The sequence below is a fragment of the Streptococcus mitis genome (assembly GCF_047465045.1).
Taxonomy (GTDB): Bacteria; Bacillota; Bacilli; order Lactobacillales; family Streptococcaceae; genus Streptococcus; species Streptococcus mitis_DT.
In genome coordinates this window covers 30,758-49,627 of the sequence record NZ_JASHAR010000006.1, presented here as the reverse complement: position 1 = coordinate 49,627, position 18,870 = coordinate 30,758, and the positions used below count along the sequence as shown (strand labels likewise).

Genomic DNA, 18,870 nt, shown 5'->3' with positions numbered 1-18,870 from the left:
TTTAGAATTTTTTACAAGAAATTATGCTCAGATTTACCTTTTTTTCGTAAAATTTCATCTAAAAAACCGAGGATTTCCTCGGTTTCAATTTCTTATAGGTAAAGGAATTTGAAAATAGCTACTGCCGCAATTGCTGCTGCGATCGGTGCTACTACTGGTACCCAAGAGTACCACCATTTTGAATCGCCTTTGTGCTCACCAAGAACTGATTTTGGAAGGAAAGCATGAAGGAGACGTGGTCCCAAGTCACGAGCAGGGTTCAAGGCAGGTCCTGTAGGTCCACCAAGTGATGTTACCAAGGCCATAACAAGGAATCCAAGTGCTAAGTGAGCTACTGAAAGTCCTGAAGCAGTATGTGGTGCTACTTGGGCTTTGATTGCTAAATCAGAAAAGTCAACATTTTGACCTGCTTGACTAGCCATTTGTTTCATGTATTGAAGCACTTCAGAACCAAAGAAGTTTTTAGTCAATCCAAGGGCTGCAAAGAAAAGAACAAATGATCCAACAAACTCATTTACAAAACCATTAACAGTTGCTGCAAAGCGTGATTCTTTTGTACCTTGATCCAAACTTGAGATTGTTGAGAAAGTACCCAGGATATTGTTTGGATTTTCAGTTTTCAAGTAGTATGGGCGGTGTGTTGCCACAACCAAGGCTTGACCAAAGATAGCACCCAAAACTTGTGCAAGGATATAAGGCGCTACTTGCGCCCAAGGGAAGAGACCGCTGATTGCAAGTCCAAGAGTGAAGGCTGGGTTGATGTGGTTACCTGATACGTTACCAAACATCAAAGCTGGAATCATAACCCCCATACCGTAACCAACAGCTATAACGAGCCAGCCACTTTGGTGACCTTTCGTACCTTTAAGTTCAACGTTAGCAACTGCACCATTACCAAGAATGATCAAAATAGCAGTTCCCAAAAATTCAGTGGCATATTTAATTGCCCATGTGAAATCCATTTGATAGATTCTCCTTAAAATTTTTTAGACAATCCTTATTCTATCAATTTTTATATCTTTTAGCAACTACTTTTCCGAAAGATTATATAAGAAAGCGGTTTTATTTCTTATAAAAAACAAAAGGATTAAGGAGGTGCATTTCCTTAATCCGAGAGTTCTTATTCTTGACGTTGGCCGAAATCTGCAATCATCTGCTCCATTTCTTGTCGACTCGGAGTTGTCAGCATATAAAGGTAATCTCCTTGAAGTTCCGCGAAGGCTGCTGGCATGATTTTTTTAACCTTGAACTGTTGGCTATATTTGTCAAGCAAATCCTCTTCTGAATAGACATAATGAGCATTTGCACGGCGAGAAGTAGCCAAACAATACTGAGCTTCAAACTCTGACACTGGGAACTCTTCTCCTGCGACAATCGCCGCATAACCACGATAGAGGTCCAAAGAGTGGGCAAAGTTATAAACATCAATGGTAAAACCACCTGCAGGACGGTTATTGTACTCAATGGCAATGTAATCGTCCCCTTCGCGGAAGAACTCGATATGGAAGAACCGTTCTTTCATACCAAATTCTTTGACAATTGCCTCACCATATTTACGTAATTTAGGATCCATATCCTTGAGGACGTAATAAGAATTGTCCATCTTGTAAATCATGAGATCAAGCGGTGTATAGGCGTAGTCGAAGGTCGTTGAAAAGACAATCTTTCCATCCTTATCCACTAGACCATCAAAGGTGCAAATTTCGCTGGAAGTGACAAATTTTTCAAAGAAATAAACGGTCGAATGATTCCATTCTTGCTTGAAGTGATTGATATCATCTTCTGTCTCGAGCTTAAAGGTTGCGGCTGCTCCAACTCCATTATCAGGTTTAGCAATCATTGGAAGACCAATTTCTTTCACTGCTTGATCAACATCTGCTTCCGTCTTGATAACAGCTCCAGGTACCACAGGGACACCTGCTTTTTTGAAGAGTTTCTTCATTTCAGACTTAAATTTCGTCTTTTTGAGATCCTCTGGTTTGGCACCAAAGACATTGAATTGTTCTCTGAGTGTTGCATCCAGCTCAAGCCAGTATTCATTATGAGACTCGATACGGTCAATTGGCCCATGTTTATAAAAGAGAAAAGCAACTGCACGTTTGACTTCATCTATATTTTCAAGATTATCTACGCGGAAATACTCAGTCAGGCTATTGCGTAAAGGTTCATCCAATTGCTCGTATGGTTCTTGACCAATTCCCAATACTGTGATGCCTTTATTAGCTAGTTCAATGGTAAACTGTTGAAAGTTTTGCGGATAGTAGGGAGAAATAACAAGGTAATTCATAGGTAACTCCTTTTATAAATAGAGATTTCCAAGGAAATAAGGCATTTGTTTGCGCCACCATTCCCAGTCGTGGGCGACATCGTGTCCCCATTCAGCAAACCAGGCTGGAATTTGTTTCTGGTCAAAGGCTTCTTTAAGCTTGTAGAAAGATGGTAGACCGTCTTGTTCCCAGGCTCCAAGACCCGTACACAGCACAATCTCTGCCTGACGGTAACGGTCAATAAACCAGCCGTCATTCTGATTCCAGATATAATCTACTGGCGAGTTTTGATAAATAGCATCGTCATTGTAGTAATCGCCGACAAAGAAACGTGCGTCGTAAACACCACTAAGAGCTATCACCTTGGTAAAGACATCTGGATGCTGAAGGAAGAAATTGAGTGCATGGTAGGCGCCCATTGAGCAACCTGTCGTCATCATGCCATCAAACCAACCTGTCTTGTGCTTGATAAAAGGAATGGCCTCCTCAATCACATAGCGCTCGTAGGCACGATGCATCTCTGCTTGGTCGTGCCCATTTTTCCAAGTGGCCAACCAGCTCTCACTGTCTACACTGGATAGGGTAAAGAACTGAACACGGCCTTCCTCGATAAAGGAAGCACAAGCATCAATCATGCCAAAATCATAGTATTCATTGTGACTACCACCTGATGAAGCAAAGACCACAACTGGAATCCCAGCATGTCCATAACGGTTAAGGTACATTTCACGGTTGAGGTGACCACTCCAGTGGCTGAGGTTTTCAATATGCATTGGCTTTCTCCTTTCTTAACTTACCATTTCTCTGCAAAAAATCTCAGACAGTCTGGTAAATTCTCCGACCAAGGGATTTCACTATGGATGGCACCAGACTGAACTTTCAAGACAATATTATCTAAGTGTACCCCACCTGCTATCAAATCATAGTAATAGCGAAGAGACGAATCGATATAGGCTTGTTTGATATTACCAGCCATCAGGGTCTTGTCCGTATCATCTGCTTCTTCTGTTCCAACATAGATAAAGATACGCTGGTCAGGCAATAGTTTCTTGCGCTCGATATAGCGATTAAAGGCTTCTTGATGGAGCCAGTTAGCAGATGAAAAGACCCCTAGACAACCAATCTGGTCTTGGTATTCCAAACCGATAAACTGGGTAATATTGCCTCCTAGTGAAGACCCAATCATAGCCGTATGCTGGCGATCAGCTTTAGTACGGTAGGTCTCATCGATAAATGGCTTGACCACCTCCATAACAAACTCGGCATACTCCACACCCTTACCGCCAAACTGCTGCCCCGGAATAGGAGATTCTTGGAACTTCCAAGCCGCATACTCATTCATCCGGCCCATACCATCATTGTCAATGGCAACGATAATCATGCGACTGATATCAGGATTACGCTTAATAGCTGGGATAATCTTCCATGAATGGCCAATGAAAGACTCCTTGCTATAAAAAACATTTTGCCCGTCATGAAAGTAAACAACAGGATAGGAACGATCCGTGTCTTTCTCATAATCTTTAGGCAGAAGAACACGTACACGACGCTCCTTACCTGTATAAGGAACCTTGAGTTTGTGTTCTTTCATTTTTAAATAAAAGTAGGATTGATTCATTGTCAGAAAACTCTCTATATTCAAAATTTTATTTTATTATATCACAATTATAGAAAAAAAGTTAGTTTTGCTTCCATTTTTGGAATTAAAAACTAACTTTTTCATCTATTTTTCTAAATTCTTCTGGATTTTCTGATTAGAGCAGATTGTCAATCAAGTCATCCACTTCATCTTTTTCAGCCTGCGGTGTAATCTCAGTAATCATGATTCCAGCCACTGCTCGCTCAACTAAGCCTTCAACATCCATACGTGCTTCATACTGCTCTGCATTCTTAATCTTAGGATTGGTCTTAGGACGATCTGGCGCAAAAATGGTACAACAGTCTTCAAACGGTTGGATTGAAATGTCAAAGGTATCGATTGCCTGAGCAATGTCAATGATTTCCAACTTATCCATTGTCACAACTGGACGGATGATTGGAGTGTTGGTAACAGCATTGATAGCCTGCATGCTTTCTAAGGTCTGGCTAGCTACTTGACCAAGACTTTCCCCATTGATGATAACTAAACCATTTCGTACCTCACGAATACGGTCAGTAATCCGCATCATAAAACGACGCGTCAAGGTCATAAGATAGGCTTCTGGCGCTTTAGACTTGATTTCCTCTTGAATTTCTGTAAAAGGAACTTCGATGAACTGGATATTTCCCCCAAACTTGGTTAATTTACGGGTCAAATCTTGGGCTTTCTTGAGAGCGCCTGGACTAGTATAAGGTGGGCTGGCAAAGTGAACGGCCTCAATATCTACCCCACGCTTAAGAGCAAGATAACCTGCTACAGGTGAGTCAATCCCTCCTGACAACATGAGCATCCCTTTACCTGAAGTTCCAACTGGCAAACCACCCGCCCCACGAATAGTTTCATAAGAAAGATAGGCTGCTTCTTCACGAATCTCCACTTGGAGATTGATATCAGGACTTTTCATTTGAGCTTGTACGTTTGGAATGGCTTCAAATACAGCCCCTCCAAGCGTTTGGTTGAGTTCACGACTGTCGAGTTCAAAGTTGTGGTCGCTACGCTTGCTAGAAATTTTAAAGGTCATGCCTTCCTTGTAGATGTCCTGCATAATCTCTTGGACAGAAGACTTCAAAACTTCTACAGATTTTTCTACCTTATAAACAGGAGAAAAGTTTTGAATTCCAAAAACTTGTTTGAGCGATTCTGCTACTGCTGTGTAATCTGCTCCATTGAGGTAAGCGTGGGCACGGTCGCGATCTGCTGTTACCTTAACTTGGGGATAGATAGACAAAACGTCTGAAATATTATTGCGAAGTTTATTGATGAAACGCATACGGTTTTTACCCTTGGTTGACAGCTCACCGTAGCGAATCATAATTTCTGAATACTGCATGAATGCTCCTATCTTACTTTTCTAGTTTGGTTGTAAATTAATTTTAACTTGGTCAAAAACTGCTCGACCTGACTCATATCATTTTCAAGGTCTAGGCTTAGACGCACAGCTGACTGGGCCTTATCTTTATCCACTCCCATAGCAATAAGAGTTCCTGCAGGTTTCCCAGCCTTGGATGAACAAGCAGAGGTCGTTGAGATGAAAATATCATAGTCTTCAAAGGCGTGAACGATGACTTCACCACGAACACCCTTGATTCCAAAAGTCAGAATATGAGGTGCGAAGTCTTCCTCATCTGAAAAGACAAAAATATCTGGATAGTCCAGAAGTGCTTGACGAATCACTGCCTTCATCTGCCCAGTCTTGCTAGTAAAGATATCTAGCTTTTCCATAGATAAACGGAGAGCCTTGGCTGTCGCTGCAATACCTGCTACATTTTCAGTTGTCGAACGGTAATCACGTTCCTGACCACCACCAGTCAACAGTGGTGTAATCTTCTTGCCAGACTTGATATAGACAAAACCAACACCACGAACTCCGTGGAACTTGTGACCAGAGAAAGTCGCAAAATCCACTCGTTCTGTCAGATACTTTTCAGTCGGAATCTTAGCAAGTGCCTGAACCGCATCAACGTGGAAGGAAATAGTCGGCTTGTCTGCTAACAGTTCTGAAATAGCCTCAATGGGCTGAACAGAGCCAATTTCATTGTTAACTGCCATGATGGAAACGAGGGTCGTATCTGGTCGTATCAAATCTGCTAACGCCTTCACATCCACAAATCCTTTCTCATCAACTGGAGCAAAATCCACTTCAAATCCTTGACTTTTCAGCCAGAGGGCTGATTCCTTAACTGCTGGATGTTCAACGGCTGATACAATGATGTGCTTGCCAAACCGAGCCTTTTCAAAGGCCACACCCTTGATGACCCAGTTATCTCCTTCTGTCCCACCAGAAGTAAAGAAGATTTCATCGCTTTTCTTACCGATTAAATCTGCAATCTGTTGCCGAGAAGCATCTAAGATTCGTGTTGCCTGGTCTCCCAAACGATGGAGACTAGATGGATTTCCTAAAATTTTTGAAGCGACCTGCATATAGGTTTCAAGGGCTTCAGGATAGGGCTTGGTCGTCGCCGAATTATCAAAGTAAATCATGTATTCTCACGCTTTCTAAAATCACTCCTTCTATTGTATCATGAAACGGAGCTTGCGACAAGAAAGGGCAATTCCTCTTTTTTTAAGATTTTTTTAAAGAAATGAGGTATAATAAATTTTAATTAAAGGAGAGAATGTATGTCTAATTATCGTAGAACTTCAAAACCAAAAACAGAACACATCAAAAAAGGCTTTACGGTCTTTCAAAAAACCGTTGCTACTATCGGTAGTATCCTTGGCTTAATTACCGCAAGTATCACTATCATGAACGCCTTGGATAATAACAAAAATACCAAAAAAGAACCTACGACAAGCCAGACGACAACCATTGTCAAAGAAATTCAAAAGGAATCCCCTAAGGAAAACACTAGTCCCAATAAGGAAAATAATACTAGTCAAGAAAAAACACAACAAGAAGAAACGCCAAAATCCAGCGTCAAAGAAGAGAAAAAAGAAGAGCAGAAAACAGCAACTCAGGACTCTTCTACTCCTGCTCCAAATAAACCTGCCACTGAAACTGAAAAGCAGTCCAATAATACTCCAACTTCAGAAAATAAAAGTAATCAATAGCCAGTAAAATAGCTTCCCTCCAAACTTGGAAAGAAGCTATTTTTTTATTGTTGTAACACTTTTCGAGGTTTGGTACCCTCAGCTGGACCGATGACACCTGCCATCTCCAGTTCTTCCATGAGACGGGTCGCACGGTTAAAACCAACTGACAAACGACGCTGAATCATGGATGCACTGGCTTTCTGGGTTTCGATCACCAAAGCCTTGGCTTCTTCAAAAAGCGGATCTCCACCAGATTCACCATCTGAAAATTCACCGTCATTTTCAGAAACCTCACCTGGATCAAAACTCTCATCGTAATCTGCATCCGCCTGAGCCTTGATAAAGTTTACGATGCGTTCAACATCATCATCCGAGATAAAGGAGCCTTGGAGACGAACTGGATGATTTTCATCAATTGGTTTAAAGAGCATGTCTCCTCGACCAAGCAGTTTTTCTGCTCCATTTTCATCCAAGATAGTACGGGAGTCTGTCCCTGATGAAACCGCAAATGCCACACGTGACGGAACATTGGCCTTAATCAGACCAGAGATGACATCAACGGATGGACGCTGGGTTGCAAGAATCATGTGGATACCAGCAGCACGCGCCTTCTGTCCCAGTCGGATAATAGCATCTTCCACTTCCTTGCTAGCCACCATCATGAGGTCAGCCAACTCATCCACAATCACAACAATGAGTGGCAGTGGAATCTGCTTGTACTCAGATTGAGCATTAAACTCTTCTACCTTGGCATTAAAGCCTGCAATATTCCGAACTCCTACCTTGGCAAAAAGTTCATAACGATTTTCCATCTCATCCACAACCTTTTGCAGGGCCTTGCTGGCCTTGCGTGGATTGGTTACAACTGGAATCAAGAGATGGGGAATATCATTGTAAACAGACAACTCAACCATCTTAGGATCGACCATCATAAACTTGACCTGGTCGGGTCTTGCTTTCATCAGAATGCTAGCAATAATGCCGTTAACTGCTACTGACTTCCCTGAACCCGTTGAACCTGCAACTAGCAAGTGGGGCATTTTAGAAAGGTCAAAAGCTCTTGCTGTGCCATTAACAGCCTTCCCTAAAGGAATTTCTAATAGATTTTCTGCTTTCGTTTGAGATTGTTCCCATAGTTCTCGGAAAGACACAGTGGCAATTTCAGAGTTAGGAACCTCAATTCCGACTAGGGATTTCCCAGGAATTGGTGCTTCGATTCGAACATCCTTAGCTGCCAAGGCTAGAGCGAGGTCATCTGCTAGATTGGAAATACGGTTGACCCGCACACCGACTGCCGGTTTGACTTCATACTTGGTTACTGACGGTCCAATTTCAGCCCGTTCAACCGTCACCTTGATACCAAAGCTAGCAAAGGTTTCTTCCAAGATTTTGATATTCTCTCGGACAATTTTTTTCTCTTTAGACTGGTCTTTTGGTTTATCTGGGGCAAAAAGTTGTAAACTAGGGAGTTTATATTCAAGAGCCTCCTTGGCTGAAAAATCGACCTGAACATCTTCATCATCCAAGGTTTCTTCTTGTTCAGGAAATTCAAGTTCAGCTTGAGGCAAGATGATCTCTGGTTCTACCCACTCTTCTTCTGGAACCGGTGGAACATCAAGCACAACATCTTCTGTCAGAATTTCACCCGTTTCCATATCAACAGGAGGCAAATCGAGTAAGGCTTTTTCAGCCTCTTCTTTCTCTAATCTAGCCTCTTCCTCAGCCTTTTGACGAGCTTTTTCTTCTTGTTTGACAAAGCGTTCCTCTTTTCGACGCTCATGCCCTTCCCGCCATTTGGCAAAGCCTCTACTGAAAAATTCAGCAATATCGTAAACAGACCAAGGACTGACTAGGAGAGCACCCACTAAAATCAAGATAGCACCAATAAAGTAAGTACCGATATTTGAAAAGAGAAAGGCTGTTGGCACATAGAGGGCAACACCAATCAAGCCTCCTCCAGCAAAACTAGTCGTTCGAAAACCAGTCAAATCAGTCACAACCTGAGCCATGGTTCCTTTTAGAACTGACTTGTCCAAGCCATATTTCCAAACCAAGTAGGCCTCAAAAATCAGGAGCAAGCCTGCAAATATAGTGAAAAAGCCAGATAGAAGACCTTCCTGTTTTCGGATCCACTTGAAAAAGAAGAGGTAGAGCAGGATACCAAATATTGCCAGATAAGCTAGACTACCCACCAGCAAGCGAATTAAATTGTAAAGAGTGATACCTGCAGCCCCTAATTTGAAGGCTGCGAAAATCAATAAAAACGCGATTCCCAACGAAATCAACATCCGTTGAATCGCTTCTTTTCTTTCGAGTTCTGCTTTTGACGGTCTCCGTCTTGTTTTACTTGTATTCTTGTTTGCCATTCTTCTATTATACCATATTTCACAGGCATTTCGAAAAAGGTCAATATTCTCCTTGGATAGTTCAGTATTGGGAGATTCAAATAAAATTTTCTTATCCATAGTTTCCCTCTCTAAGTAATTTCAGAACATCTTTTTGATAGCCTTTATAATCCAGCTGACTGTTCATCAAAAAAGAAGATATGCAAAATTTTGAAATTTTGATATAATAAAACTATCAAAAAGTAAAGGAATGATTGGTATGAACGCAATCACAGCTCACAGCTCACAGCTCACAGCTCACAGCTCACAGCTCACAGCTCACAGCTCACAGCTCACAGCTCACAGCTCACAGCTCACAGCTCACGCTGATTATGTAATCAAGCGTATTTTTTGTCAAGCCCTAAAACAGACTTTTTCACATTTTTGTGAGAAGGTCTTTTCTGTTGTTTCTCAACTCAATGAGTTGATTGTTGGAGGTGTAAAATGGCTCCTCTAGCTATTGATAGAAGTTGGCAATCTGGAAATGAAAGAGCTGACAATTTATTTTTCTGGAGAAATTTCGGTTTTGATGAAAAAGATATTTTAATCGAAAATACTGATGGTATCATTAACGGAGCTCTGTTTGAATTTAAAAATAGCATTGCTGATCTTAATGCTGTGCTTGTTCAAGCTATCCACTATCTGTCTAAATTAAGGATAAAAGGTGGTATTCCTATACCAAGCAAAATCGTTTTAGTTGATATTAATAAAAATCGTGCTAGTGTTTATGATGCAACTCAATATCGTTTAGAAATTTTACAAAATTATACGAATAGTGCATCAAAAAATGTAAATCAGACCACTTTAAAAAATGCTACTAATCCTGAAAAAGTAATTGAATTTGATGTTCTTCAACCAAAAAGCCCTAAAAATCGTGAATTGTGTGAATTATTCCAAATAGACGAGTATCAAAAGTTTGAAATTGATTTTCCAAACATTTTAGGGTGGGCGAACTATATATACCGTCACGATAAAACAACAACAAAATCTCAAATGTTTGAGATGCTCAAACAACCATCTAATTCAATAGTCGAAAACTATATCTTACCTTGGTGTGGAGACGAAAGCGATTTTGACACCGTGATGGACGCATTAAATGACCCCGCAAATAGAAAAGATTTAGGAGCATTTTATACACCACTACCTTATGTTAAAGAAGCAACTAAACTTGTTCGTCAAGCTATTAGCAATCTTCCTAAAGGCATGGACTATGTTATTTTGGACAGATGTGCTGGTACAGGAGCATTAGAGCATTATTTAACCGAAGAAGAGTTAAGCCATGTTATCTTGAATACTTATGAAATAAAAGAATGGCTTGTTTTGTATAACAAATATATTGGGAAGGTACGGGCTATCATACCACCACTTTCAATGGTACAAGAAAACAAGGGGAACTTAGTAACAGGTGGGGATGCTTTAGCAGAAGAGTTTTTATCAATTCCAATGGAAACAGATGGAAAACATAATACATTACAAGAAGTCATAGATGACAAAAATGTTGCGATTATTGGTTTTGAAAATCCCCCTTATTCTAGCGAATTAGCCCGTGCTCAAGAAGGAAATGTTAAATCGATAGATAAATTTAGCTATATAAGGAAATTGATGTCCGATGAATTTGTTGGTGATAGTAACCATGCAAAAGATTTGCTAAATCAATTCGTTTGGTCTTTTGAAAAATACTTTATGAGAGATGAAAACGACTATTATATTTTATTTGCTCCTGTTAAGTATTGGAAATCAGTTGGTCTAATGCAAAAAATCTTTATTAATGGTTTTCTAGCAAACAGAGGGAACTTTAAAGCACAAGAAAGTTCCGTTTTGGTAGCACTTTGGAAAAACGATCAAGATAACGAAACTGAAAGTATTACTGTAACTGCTAAAGAAATATGGAGAGATAATAAAAAATGGGGAACTGGGAAAGGAGCAGCAGTCATTGATGTACCTGAGGATGCTATTCTTAAAGATGTGAAGCATGTCACTATAAAAAAAGTATACAAAACGCTAGGAGAATACTATTCTAAAAAGTTAAAAACAGATGTGTTATCTAAAATTGCTACTGGCTACGATGGTAAAGAAGTGCCATTAAAAAGCTATGGAAAACCTGTTTATAATGACAATATTTTAGCGGTTATAGAAGCCAGTGGTTTTGGTACTACTCCGCAGGACATAAGAATGACTAGAATTGCTATTTATCATGGACGAGGTAGTCAAGTTAGAACGAATAATTACGCAGAGCAAACTGCTTTATTTGTTGCCAAGCAATACCCTCAAAAAAACTGGTATGAAAGGGATATTTACTATACAACTGCTGATAAAGGGGATTTGTATACAGAGGATACAGATTTTCTTAGAAAATCTACATTATGGACTTGTATCTCTCAAAAAAATCATTGTTTGAGCTTTGATGGTTCTGATGGAAAGTTTTATAGTAACGAAATGTGCCTAGATAAGAACTCTCTAGTTCGTAAAGAATTGATCGAACAAGAAAAATATGGAAAACTTGATAGAGCTGACTTAATGTTGCTAGGTGTCTTCGATGAATTACTTGAACTAGCTAAAAATACTCAAGAATATAATCCAAAATACAATTATGGTACTTATCAAATTGAATTGGACATAAATACATCATACAAAGATGGTAATGATAAAAAGATATTCAACAATGAAAAAGTTAACACTAAACTAAAAGAACTTAAAACAAGGTTAGCTGAATACTACGAAAATGAGCTTGAAAGTAAATTATTTGAGTATGAACTATTGAAATAGTGAGAAGACGATTTCCAAACGGAAATCGTCTTTTTCGATATTGTTGAAATACTACATTTTGTGGTTGGTTTAAACTGGTATATAGTTCCCTTTTATTTAACTGCTTGTGGTTTGCGTAGGTAACCATAGACCACACCACTTACGATTGCTCCGACCAAGACAGAAACGAGGTAAAGAAGAGCATTTGAAGTAAGCGCGATAACGAAGATTCCTCCGTGTGGCGCCATGAGTTTGATACCAGTAAGACCAACGAGGCCACCTGCTACTGCTGAACCAAGGATGAAGCTTGGGATAGCACGAGCTGGGTCGGCTGCACCAAATGGAATCGCTCCCTCAGTGATAAATGACAAGCCCATGATAATGTTTGTCAAACCAGAGTTGCGTTCTTCTTTAGTAAATTTATCTTTGAAAAGAAGAGTTGCAACAAAGATTGCAAGTGGTGGTACCATTCCTCCAGCCATAACTGCTGCCATAGCAACAGAACCACCTGAAGAAACAGTTGCTGCAAGCGTACCTGTACCAAAGACATAGGCAGCTTTGTTGACTGGTCCACCCATGTCAACAGCCATCATACCACCAAGAACGATACCAAGAAGGACAGCTGAACCTCCTCCAAGACCACCTAGGAAGTCATTCATAGCAGTGTTGATTGCTGCCATTGGGATATTAACAGCTAGCATGACAAATCCAGTCAAGATTGTTCCAAGAAGTGGCAAAAGAAGGATTGATTTTGCACCTTCAAGTGAACGAGGAACTTTAACGTATTTCTTGATAGCAAGAACTAAAGCACCTGCGATAAATCCACCAACAAGGGCACCTAGGAAACCAGATGAGACACCTGCAAGAGTTGAAGTTGCTTCACCACCTGCGGCATAAGGAATTTTACCAAAGGCAAAACCTTCTTTGGCAATAGCACCAGCCACGAAACCTGCTACCAAACCTGGTTTTTCAGCGATAGAGTAGGCAACATAACCTGCAAAGACTGGAAGCATCAAACCAAAGGCAGCTCCACCAATTTTCATGAACATAGAAGCTAGCTCATGGTAGGAACCAAGATTACCAAGATTTTCATTTGGAACACCCAAAGCACCGTCAATCAAGAAGGCAAGGGCAATCATGATACCACCGCCAATAACAAATGGCAACATTTGCGATACACCACTCATCAAGTGTTTGTAGAAGGCACCACCAAGACTTTGTTTTTCGTTAGAGGCTGTTGTAGCTTTTGTTCCATTAGCAGCACGATAAACTTCAGCATCTCCTGAAAGAGCCAAGTTAATTAACTCTTCTGTTTTACGGATACCGTCAGCAACTGGACGATTGATCAATGGTTTGCCATCGAAACGATCCATTTCAACTGCCTTGTCTGCCGCGATGATAACAGCTTTAGCCTTACGAATGTCTTCCGCAGTTAGTTGGTTACCAACACCGCTAGCACCGTTGGTTTCGACCTTAATTCCAACACCCATTTCAGCAGCCACTTTTTGAAGAGCTTCTTGGGCCATATAAGTGTGGGCGATACCTGTTGTACAAGCTGTAACAGCAACGATAAAGTCACCAGAGTCATTGGCAGGTGCTTGAACTGGCTCCTCAGCTTTTTCTGAAGCTTGGTTAAAAAGTTCGATAACTTGGTCAGCTGATGTTGCTTGACGAAGTTTGTCAGCAAAACCGTCTTTCATCAAGTATTGAGACAATTCTGCCAAGGCTGCTAAGTGAGTATCATTGGCACCTTCTGGAGCTGCAATCATAAAGAAAAGGTCAGTTGGTTGCCCATCCAAGCTCTCGTAGTCAACACCCTTGTTTGACTTGGCAAAGAGAACTGTCGCTTCTTTGACAGCAGCATTTTTGCTATGAGGCATTGCGATACCATCACCCAAACCTGTAGAAGTCAAAGCTTCACGCGCCAAAATTCCTTCTTTAAAGATTTCAAAATCTGTCACATAACCGTGGTCTGTCAAACTTTTAATCATCTCGTCGATGACAGCTGTTTTTTCAGTCGCCTGCAAATCCAGCAACATAACATCTTTTCTCAATAGGTCTTGAATTTTCATCGTTTTTCTACCTCAACTTTTTCATATGTTTCTTTAATAAATTCTGCTGTTGCCAAGTCATCCGAGAAGGTAGTTGCCGTTCCACAAGCAACTCCCCATTTGAAGGCTTCTACTGCGTCTTTTGATTTGACAAATTCACCTGTAAATCCAGCAACCATAGAGTCACCAGCTCCAACTGAATTTTTGACTGTTCCCTTGATAGGTTTTGCGAAATAAGCTCCCTCAGATGTGACAAGAAGTGCACCGTCCCCAGCCATGGAGATAATGACATTTTGAGCTCCTTTAGCCAGTAACTGACGAGCATAGTTCTCGATTTCATCTAAACTTTCGAGTTTAACCCCAAAAATCGCTCCAAGTTCATGATTGTTTGGTTTGACCAAAAGTGGCTGGTAGTCCAAACTATCAATCAAGGTCTGTCCTTCAAAGTCACAGACCACCTGCGCGCCAGTCTGACGGGTCAAGGCAATCAAATCCTTATAGATAACATTGCCTAGATTTTTAGCACTTGAACCCGCAAAGACAACTGTATCTTCTGCTGTTAAACTAGACAAAATAGCTTTCAATTCTTCTAACTGGGCTGGTTCGACAGTTGGACCCGTTCCGTTGATTTCTGTCTCTTGGTCTGCTTTGATTTTAACATTGATACGAGTATCTTCTGCTACTTGGACAAAACGTGTCTCGATTTCTTCATCAGCCAGAGTATCTGTGATAAATTTACCAGTAAAGCCTCCGATAAATCCCGTCGCTGTATTTGGAATATCCAAGCGTTTCAAAACACGACTGACATTGATTCCTTTCCCACCAGCAAACTTATCATCACTATCCATTCGATTGACACTACCGACTTGGACTTGGTCCAAACGGACAATATAGTCAATGGATGGATTAAGTGTGACTGTATAAATCATACTTCTATTACCTCCGTTTTCTCCTTAATAGCCTGCAAGAGTTCATGCCCTTGACTTGTGATAACAATAGCTCGTTTGAGTGGTGCTACCTTAGCAAAGCAAGTTTGTCCAATTTTTGACGAATCCACCAAGACATAGGTCTGTTTGGCATTCTCTAAAATAGCTCGCTTCACAGCTCCCTCCTCCATATCAGGAGTCGTATAATAGCCATCATCTACACCATTCATCCCGATAAAGGCACGGTCAAAGTGCAATTGGTTAATCTGGTTAAGAGCAACGCCCCCGATGCTCGCATCTGTCGCCATCTTGACACTTCCTCCAACCATGACAGTTGGAATCTGCTTTTCAACCAACTGTGCGGCATGGTGAATCGAATTGGTCACAACAGTAATATTCTTATTAACCAATTCATGGATCAAAAAAGCAGTTGTTGTTCCAGCATCGATAAAGATGACATCTTGTTCCTTGATGAGAGAGGCTGCTTTCTGAGCCAGTAACTTCTTCTCTTGAAGGTTTTTGACAGATTTTTCTTGAATGGTTTCTTCTTCCTGCAAGGAATGGGGTAATTCTGCTCCACCATGCACGCGACGAAGCTTGTTTTCCGCTTCCAACTCATCCAAGTCTCTTCGAACCGTTGATTCTGACGTTTCTAACAAACTAACTAATTTTTCTAGAGAAACTACATGATGTTGATTTAACTCTTCTAAAATCAGCTGTTTCCGCTCTGTTTTTAACACTGAATCACCTCCTGTTATCGTTTACACTATTCATTCTATCACACTTTCTTTCAAAGTCAAGCATTTTTTATCATTTTCTTTCAAAATCTATCATTTTTCTTATTTCCAGAATTTTTATTGCAAGATAAGTGGCTTTATGGTAGACTATTTGAGTAAGTATTGGAAGATTACTCAAGAGGCTTAAGAGGCCGTGTTGGAAACGCGGTAGGCGTGTAACAGCGTGCGTGGGTTCGAATCCCATGTCTTCCGTTTATTTTAAAAAAGATACCCAAGAAATCTTGGGTATCTTTTTTCTTATATGCTTGTTTTATAACTCGGGTGAATTTCTTAGAAAATATCAAATAACAATTTCACATTGAGAATTGTTAAGATAATGGAAACGATATAGCCAAGGATGGTATTCCATTTGGCATTGGTAAATTCTCCCATCAGTGATTTCTTAGAAGTTAGATAAATCAGTGGGAAGATTGAAAATGGAAGAGCAATCGAAAGAAAGACTTGTGAATAAACCAATAACTGATCCAATGTTTTTTCCTGATGACCAAACAGAACCGCTACAATCATGACAGGCAACAAGGCAAAGAGACGAGTTGCCAAACGAATGAACCATTGAGGTAATCTCATATGCAAGAAACCTTCCATAACGATTTGTCCAGTCAAGGTACCCGTAATTGTCGAATTTTGACCACTGGCTAATAAAGCCAAGGCAAACAAGGTTGATAAGGTCGAGCTAGCTATAGCTCCTGCAATAGTAGAATCCTGCAAGGCATTATACATTTGAGAGAAGGCAGAAATCTCAGATGCATGGCCGAAAAAGAGAGCCGCCCCGAGAATTAATAGAAGGGAGTTAACCACAAAGGCCAAGGATAATTGGAGATTTGAATCCCAGGTCATAAAGCGCACCGCTTTTCGAACATCATCCTTGTCCTTGTGATTGATTTTCCGAGTTTGAGACAAGGAAGAATGCAAATAGAGGTTATGAGGCATAACCGTCGCACCTACAATCCCTAGTGCCAAGGTTAATTGACTTTCATGCCCTGGCAAGGGACTTTCAAATAAGGTTGCATTCGGTAGATAACCCTCAACGATTCCTTGGAAGCTTGGATGTGACAAAGCTACCAGATAGGTAAAAATTGCTAGAATGGTTAAAATCAGTGTTGTCACAATAGCTTCAATCTTCTTAAAGCCAAATTTCATCAGAAGCAATAAGAGAAAAACATCCAACACGGTCAAGAGAATTGCTATCATAATCGGAATCTTAAAGAGAAGATTGAGAGCAATCGCTGAACCTAGAACTTCTGCCAGATCTGTCGCCATCAAGGCTAATTCTAAAATCACCCATAGACTATAACGAAGCCATTTAGGTGAATGATGAGCCGTTGCTTGAGCCAGGTCCATCTGGGTTACAATACCAAGCTTTCCTGCCATCTGCTGAAGTTGCATGGCAATGAGAGATGAAATCAAGATAACAAACAAGAGACTATACTTATAGGAAGCACCACCGACTACACTGGTAATCCAGTTTCCTGGATCCATATAACCAACTGCGACAAGAGCACCCGGACCTAAAAAGGCATTTAAATTTTGCCAGAAATGATTGTTATTTGGAGTATCGATAGATTGATTAATCTCAGAGAGTGACACTTTTTTATGAGAAGACATAGATACTTACCTCTTTCTAAACCTACTTTTTCATTATTTTCTATTAGAGAAAAATAAGATTGACTTTAAACTATTAAAACAATGAAAACTATATGAAAAACATTTAGTTTTTTCATTATTTTTCTTAAGGCACCTTAATATTTTTCTTAAGGCACCTTAATTATAACACAAAAATGAAAACTATATGAAAAACATTTAGTTTTTTCATTATTTTTCTTAAGGCACCTTAATTATAACAGAAAATATGATAAAAACTTAAGAAAATTCAGGACTTGATTTAATATTTAGGATACAACAAAATGTTGTATTCTTTTTTTGCAAAAGAATACCAAAGAAAAAAATAAAAAACGTTGATTTAACAACGTTTCACCAATTAATAATGGAGCCGGTGGGAGTCGAACCCACGTCCAAACACCTGCCAACATATTTGTCTACAACCATAGGTTATGCATTAGTTTAACAGTCCCTCGACACATAACTCAAGCCTAGAAACTGCGAGTCTATCAATCTCTTATCAAGCCACTAGACAAGACTCAATCGTATCTCGCTAATAATAAGACCTGTCATTGAACACGAGCAATCCAAATCGGGTCACGCCTGCTGGTTTTTAGGCAGCTAGAGCGTAAGAAGTGTTATTTTTTGCAGTTATATTTAACTGAGCGTTTACGTCGCCACACGAGTCGCAAAATATGCCTCATAATGCCTGTCGAATCCGTAACGACCCCAAAAGACAATAAAACCATTATACCTTATCTAACACAAAAATGCAAAAAGGAAAGCAATTAACTACAAAAGATAGTCTTTCAAAGATTTTGTCAAAACCTGATAACCAGCAACACTAAGGTGCAACCCATCAGTTGTATAATCTTTTTTGAGTTGACCTGCCTGGTCTGTCAAACTATCAAAAACTGGCACAAATTCTACCTGCATATAGGCAGAAGCAAGCTCTTGATAGGCTTGATTCCATTTCTGAATTTTTTCATTCGTGCGGATATAGACTGTCTGCTTGTACTCTTCTCCCTCATTGACTGGCAAAATAGAAAGCAATTTAATCTCAGTCAATGGATAATCGCGAGCAATGGATTGTATGATAGCTTCGAGGTTATTGAGAGCCTCATTCACAGGCACATCTTTTCCGATATCATTTGTCCCAATCAAAAGGACAATTTTATCTACTGCTCCACCGTACAGATGCGCATCTAGATTTTCTAATAACAGCCCTGTCTGATACCCTCGAATGCCTCGATTGACAATCGTCTTCGAAGTCCCAAATAGTTCCTGCAGAGGATAATATTCGACAATGGAATCCCCAATAAAAAGAATGTCTGGCTCTACAACAGAAACCTGATTTAAGTGACGATACTTGGTTTGGATTTTTTCTTGTTCCTTTAGTAACCAATTTTCTAATAACTGTACTGCCACT

Annotated in this window: 14 protein-coding genes, 1 tRNA gene and 1 other RNA gene; 3 read left to right on the top strand and 13 right to left on the bottom strand. The window is 40.1% G+C overall.

What is annotated here, in order from left to right:
• Positions 1-92: 92 nt before the first annotated feature.
• From gla to QM409_RS04915, 6 genes are all read right to left on the bottom strand, one after another.
• Positions 93-962 carry an aquaglyceroporin Gla gene (gene gla / locus QM409_RS04940; protein ID WP_084886436.1) on the bottom strand — a complete coding sequence of 290 codons (870 nt, stop codon included), beginning with the start codon at positions 960-962 and terminating at the stop codon, positions 93-95.
• 158 nt (positions 963-1,120) lie between these two features.
• On the bottom strand, positions 1,121-2,287 hold the full coding sequence (locus tag QM409_RS04935) for an ATP-grasp domain-containing protein (protein ID WP_414305473.1): 1,167 nt from the start codon (positions 2,285-2,287) through the stop codon (positions 1,121-1,123).
• A gap of 12 nt (positions 2,288-2,299) precedes the next feature.
• Positions 2,300-3,040, bottom strand: a complete 741-nt coding sequence (locus tag QM409_RS04930) for an esterase family protein (RefSeq protein WP_153199706.1) — start codon at positions 3,038-3,040, stop codon at positions 2,300-2,302.
• A gap of 20 nt (positions 3,041-3,060) precedes the next feature.
• Positions 3,061-3,885, bottom strand: coding sequence for an alpha/beta hydrolase (locus tag QM409_RS04925; protein WP_414305472.1), 825 nt, complete (start codon positions 3,883-3,885; stop codon positions 3,061-3,063).
• A 136-nt stretch (positions 3,886-4,021) separates the two neighbouring features.
• Entirely contained in the window at positions 4,022-5,236 is a 1,215-nt protein-coding gene (gene thiI, locus QM409_RS04920) for a tRNA uracil 4-sulfurtransferase ThiI (RefSeq protein WP_414305471.1), read from the bottom strand.
• A gap of 8 nt (positions 5,237-5,244) precedes the next feature.
• Positions 5,245-6,387 carry a cysteine desulfurase family protein gene (locus tag QM409_RS04915; protein WP_084929966.1) on the bottom strand — a complete coding sequence of 381 codons (1,143 nt, stop codon included), beginning with the start codon at positions 6,385-6,387 and terminating at the stop codon, positions 5,245-5,247.
• A 138-nt stretch (positions 6,388-6,525) separates the two neighbouring features.
• Between QM409_RS04915 and QM409_RS04910 the strand changes: the two genes are divergently transcribed.
• Positions 6,526-6,957, top strand: coding sequence for a DUF6556 family protein (locus QM409_RS04910; protein ID WP_061590001.1), 432 nt, complete (start codon positions 6,526-6,528; stop codon positions 6,955-6,957).
• Positions 6,958-7,001: 44 nt separating this feature from the next.
• Here the strand turns inward: QM409_RS04910 and QM409_RS04905 are convergent, their stop codons facing one another.
• Complete coding sequence (locus QM409_RS04905; RefSeq protein WP_081109277.1) at positions 7,002-9,305, bottom strand: DNA translocase FtsK; 2,304 nt, start codon at positions 9,303-9,305, stop codon at positions 7,002-7,004.
• A 462-nt stretch (positions 9,306-9,767) separates the two neighbouring features.
• On the opposite strand from QM409_RS04905, the gene QM409_RS04900 reads away from it, so the two are divergent.
• Positions 9,768-12,089: a hypothetical protein gene (locus tag QM409_RS04900; RefSeq protein WP_061589815.1), complete on the top strand. Its 2,322-nt coding sequence runs from the start codon at positions 9,768-9,770 to the stop codon at positions 12,087-12,089.
• A gap of 92 nt (positions 12,090-12,181) precedes the next feature.
• On the opposite strand, the gene QM409_RS04895 is transcribed toward QM409_RS04900, so the two are convergent.
• From QM409_RS04895 to QM409_RS04885, 3 genes are read right to left on the bottom strand one after another with little or no spacing between them, the layout of a single operon-like run.
• Positions 12,182-14,140, bottom strand: coding sequence for a fructose-specific PTS transporter subunit EIIC (locus QM409_RS04895; protein ID WP_414310493.1), 1,959 nt, complete (start codon positions 14,138-14,140; stop codon positions 12,182-12,184).
• Positions 14,137-15,048, bottom strand: a complete 912-nt coding sequence (pfkB, locus tag QM409_RS04890; protein WP_414305508.1) for a 1-phosphofructokinase — start codon at positions 15,046-15,048, stop codon at positions 14,137-14,139. The genes QM409_RS04895 and pfkB overlap by 4 nt, the downstream gene beginning before the upstream one ends.
• A complete protein-coding gene (locus tag QM409_RS04885) occupies positions 15,045-15,785 on the bottom strand; it encodes a DeoR/GlpR family DNA-binding transcription regulator (RefSeq protein ID WP_000920651.1) in 741 nt (246 codons plus the stop codon). The genes pfkB and QM409_RS04885 overlap by 4 nt, the downstream gene beginning before the upstream one ends.
• A 161-nt stretch (positions 15,786-15,946) precedes the next feature.
• On the opposite strand from QM409_RS04885, the gene QM409_RS04880 reads away from it, so the two are divergent.
• A tRNA-Ser gene (locus QM409_RS04880) sits at positions 15,947-16,034 on the top strand.
• Positions 16,035-16,112: 78 nt separating this feature from the next.
• On the opposite strand, the gene QM409_RS04875 is transcribed toward QM409_RS04880, so the two are convergent.
• The 3 genes from QM409_RS04875 to QM409_RS04865 all read right to left on the bottom strand — a co-directional run bounded on the left by QM409_RS04875 (position 16,113) and on the right by QM409_RS04865 (position 18,869).
• A complete protein-coding gene (locus QM409_RS04875) occupies positions 16,113-17,447 on the bottom strand; it encodes an Nramp family divalent metal transporter (RefSeq protein ID WP_101776655.1) in 1,335 nt (444 codons plus the stop codon).
• Positions 17,448-17,824: 377 nt separating this feature from the next.
• Positions 17,825-18,172, bottom strand: a transfer-messenger RNA (tmRNA) gene (gene ssrA, locus QM409_RS04870).
• Positions 18,173-18,233: 61 nt separating this feature from the next.
• Positions 18,234-18,869, bottom strand: a complete 636-nt coding sequence (locus QM409_RS04865; protein ID WP_000290665.1) for an SGNH/GDSL hydrolase family protein — start codon at positions 18,867-18,869, stop codon at positions 18,234-18,236.
• Position 18,870 lies beyond the last annotated feature (1 nt).

Coding starts and splice junctions, on each gene's coding strand:
- QM409_RS04900 (WP_061589815.1), top strand. CDS start 9,768: ATGGCTCCTCTAGCTATTGATAGAAGTTGGCAATCTGGAAATGAAAGA.
- QM409_RS04930 (WP_153199706.1), bottom strand. CDS start 3,040: ATGCATATTGAAAACCTCAGCCACTGGAGTGGTCACCTCAACCGTGAA.
- QM409_RS04895 (WP_414310493.1), bottom strand. CDS start 14,140: ATGAAAATTCAAGACCTATTGAGAAAAGATGTTATGTTGCTGGATTTG.
- QM409_RS04915 (WP_084929966.1), bottom strand. CDS start 6,387: ATGATTTACTTTGATAATTCGGCGACGACCAAGCCCTATCCTGAAGCC.
- pfkB (WP_414305508.1), bottom strand. CDS start 15,048: ATGATTTATACAGTCACACTTAATCCATCCATTGACTATATTGTCCGT.
- QM409_RS04905 (WP_081109277.1), bottom strand. CDS start 9,305: ATGGCAAACAAGAATACAAGTAAAACAAGACGGAGACCGTCAAAAGCA.
- QM409_RS04910 (WP_061590001.1), top strand. CDS start 6,526: ATGTCTAATTATCGTAGAACTTCAAAACCAAAAACAGAACACATCAAA.
- QM409_RS04875 (WP_101776655.1), bottom strand. CDS start 17,447: ATGTCTTCTCATAAAAAAGTGTCACTCTCTGAGATTAATCAATCTATC.
- gla (WP_084886436.1), bottom strand. CDS start 962: ATGGATTTCACATGGGCAATTAAATATGCCACTGAATTTTTGGGAACT.
- thiI (WP_414305471.1), bottom strand. CDS start 5,236: ATGCAGTATTCAGAAATTATGATTCGCTACGGTGAGCTGTCAACCAAG.
- QM409_RS04925 (WP_414305472.1), bottom strand. CDS start 3,885: ATGAATCAATCCTACTTTTATTTAAAAATGAAAGAACACAAACTCAAG.
- QM409_RS04935 (WP_414305473.1), bottom strand. CDS start 2,287: ATGAATTACCTTGTTATTTCTCCCTACTATCCGCAAAACTTTCAACAG.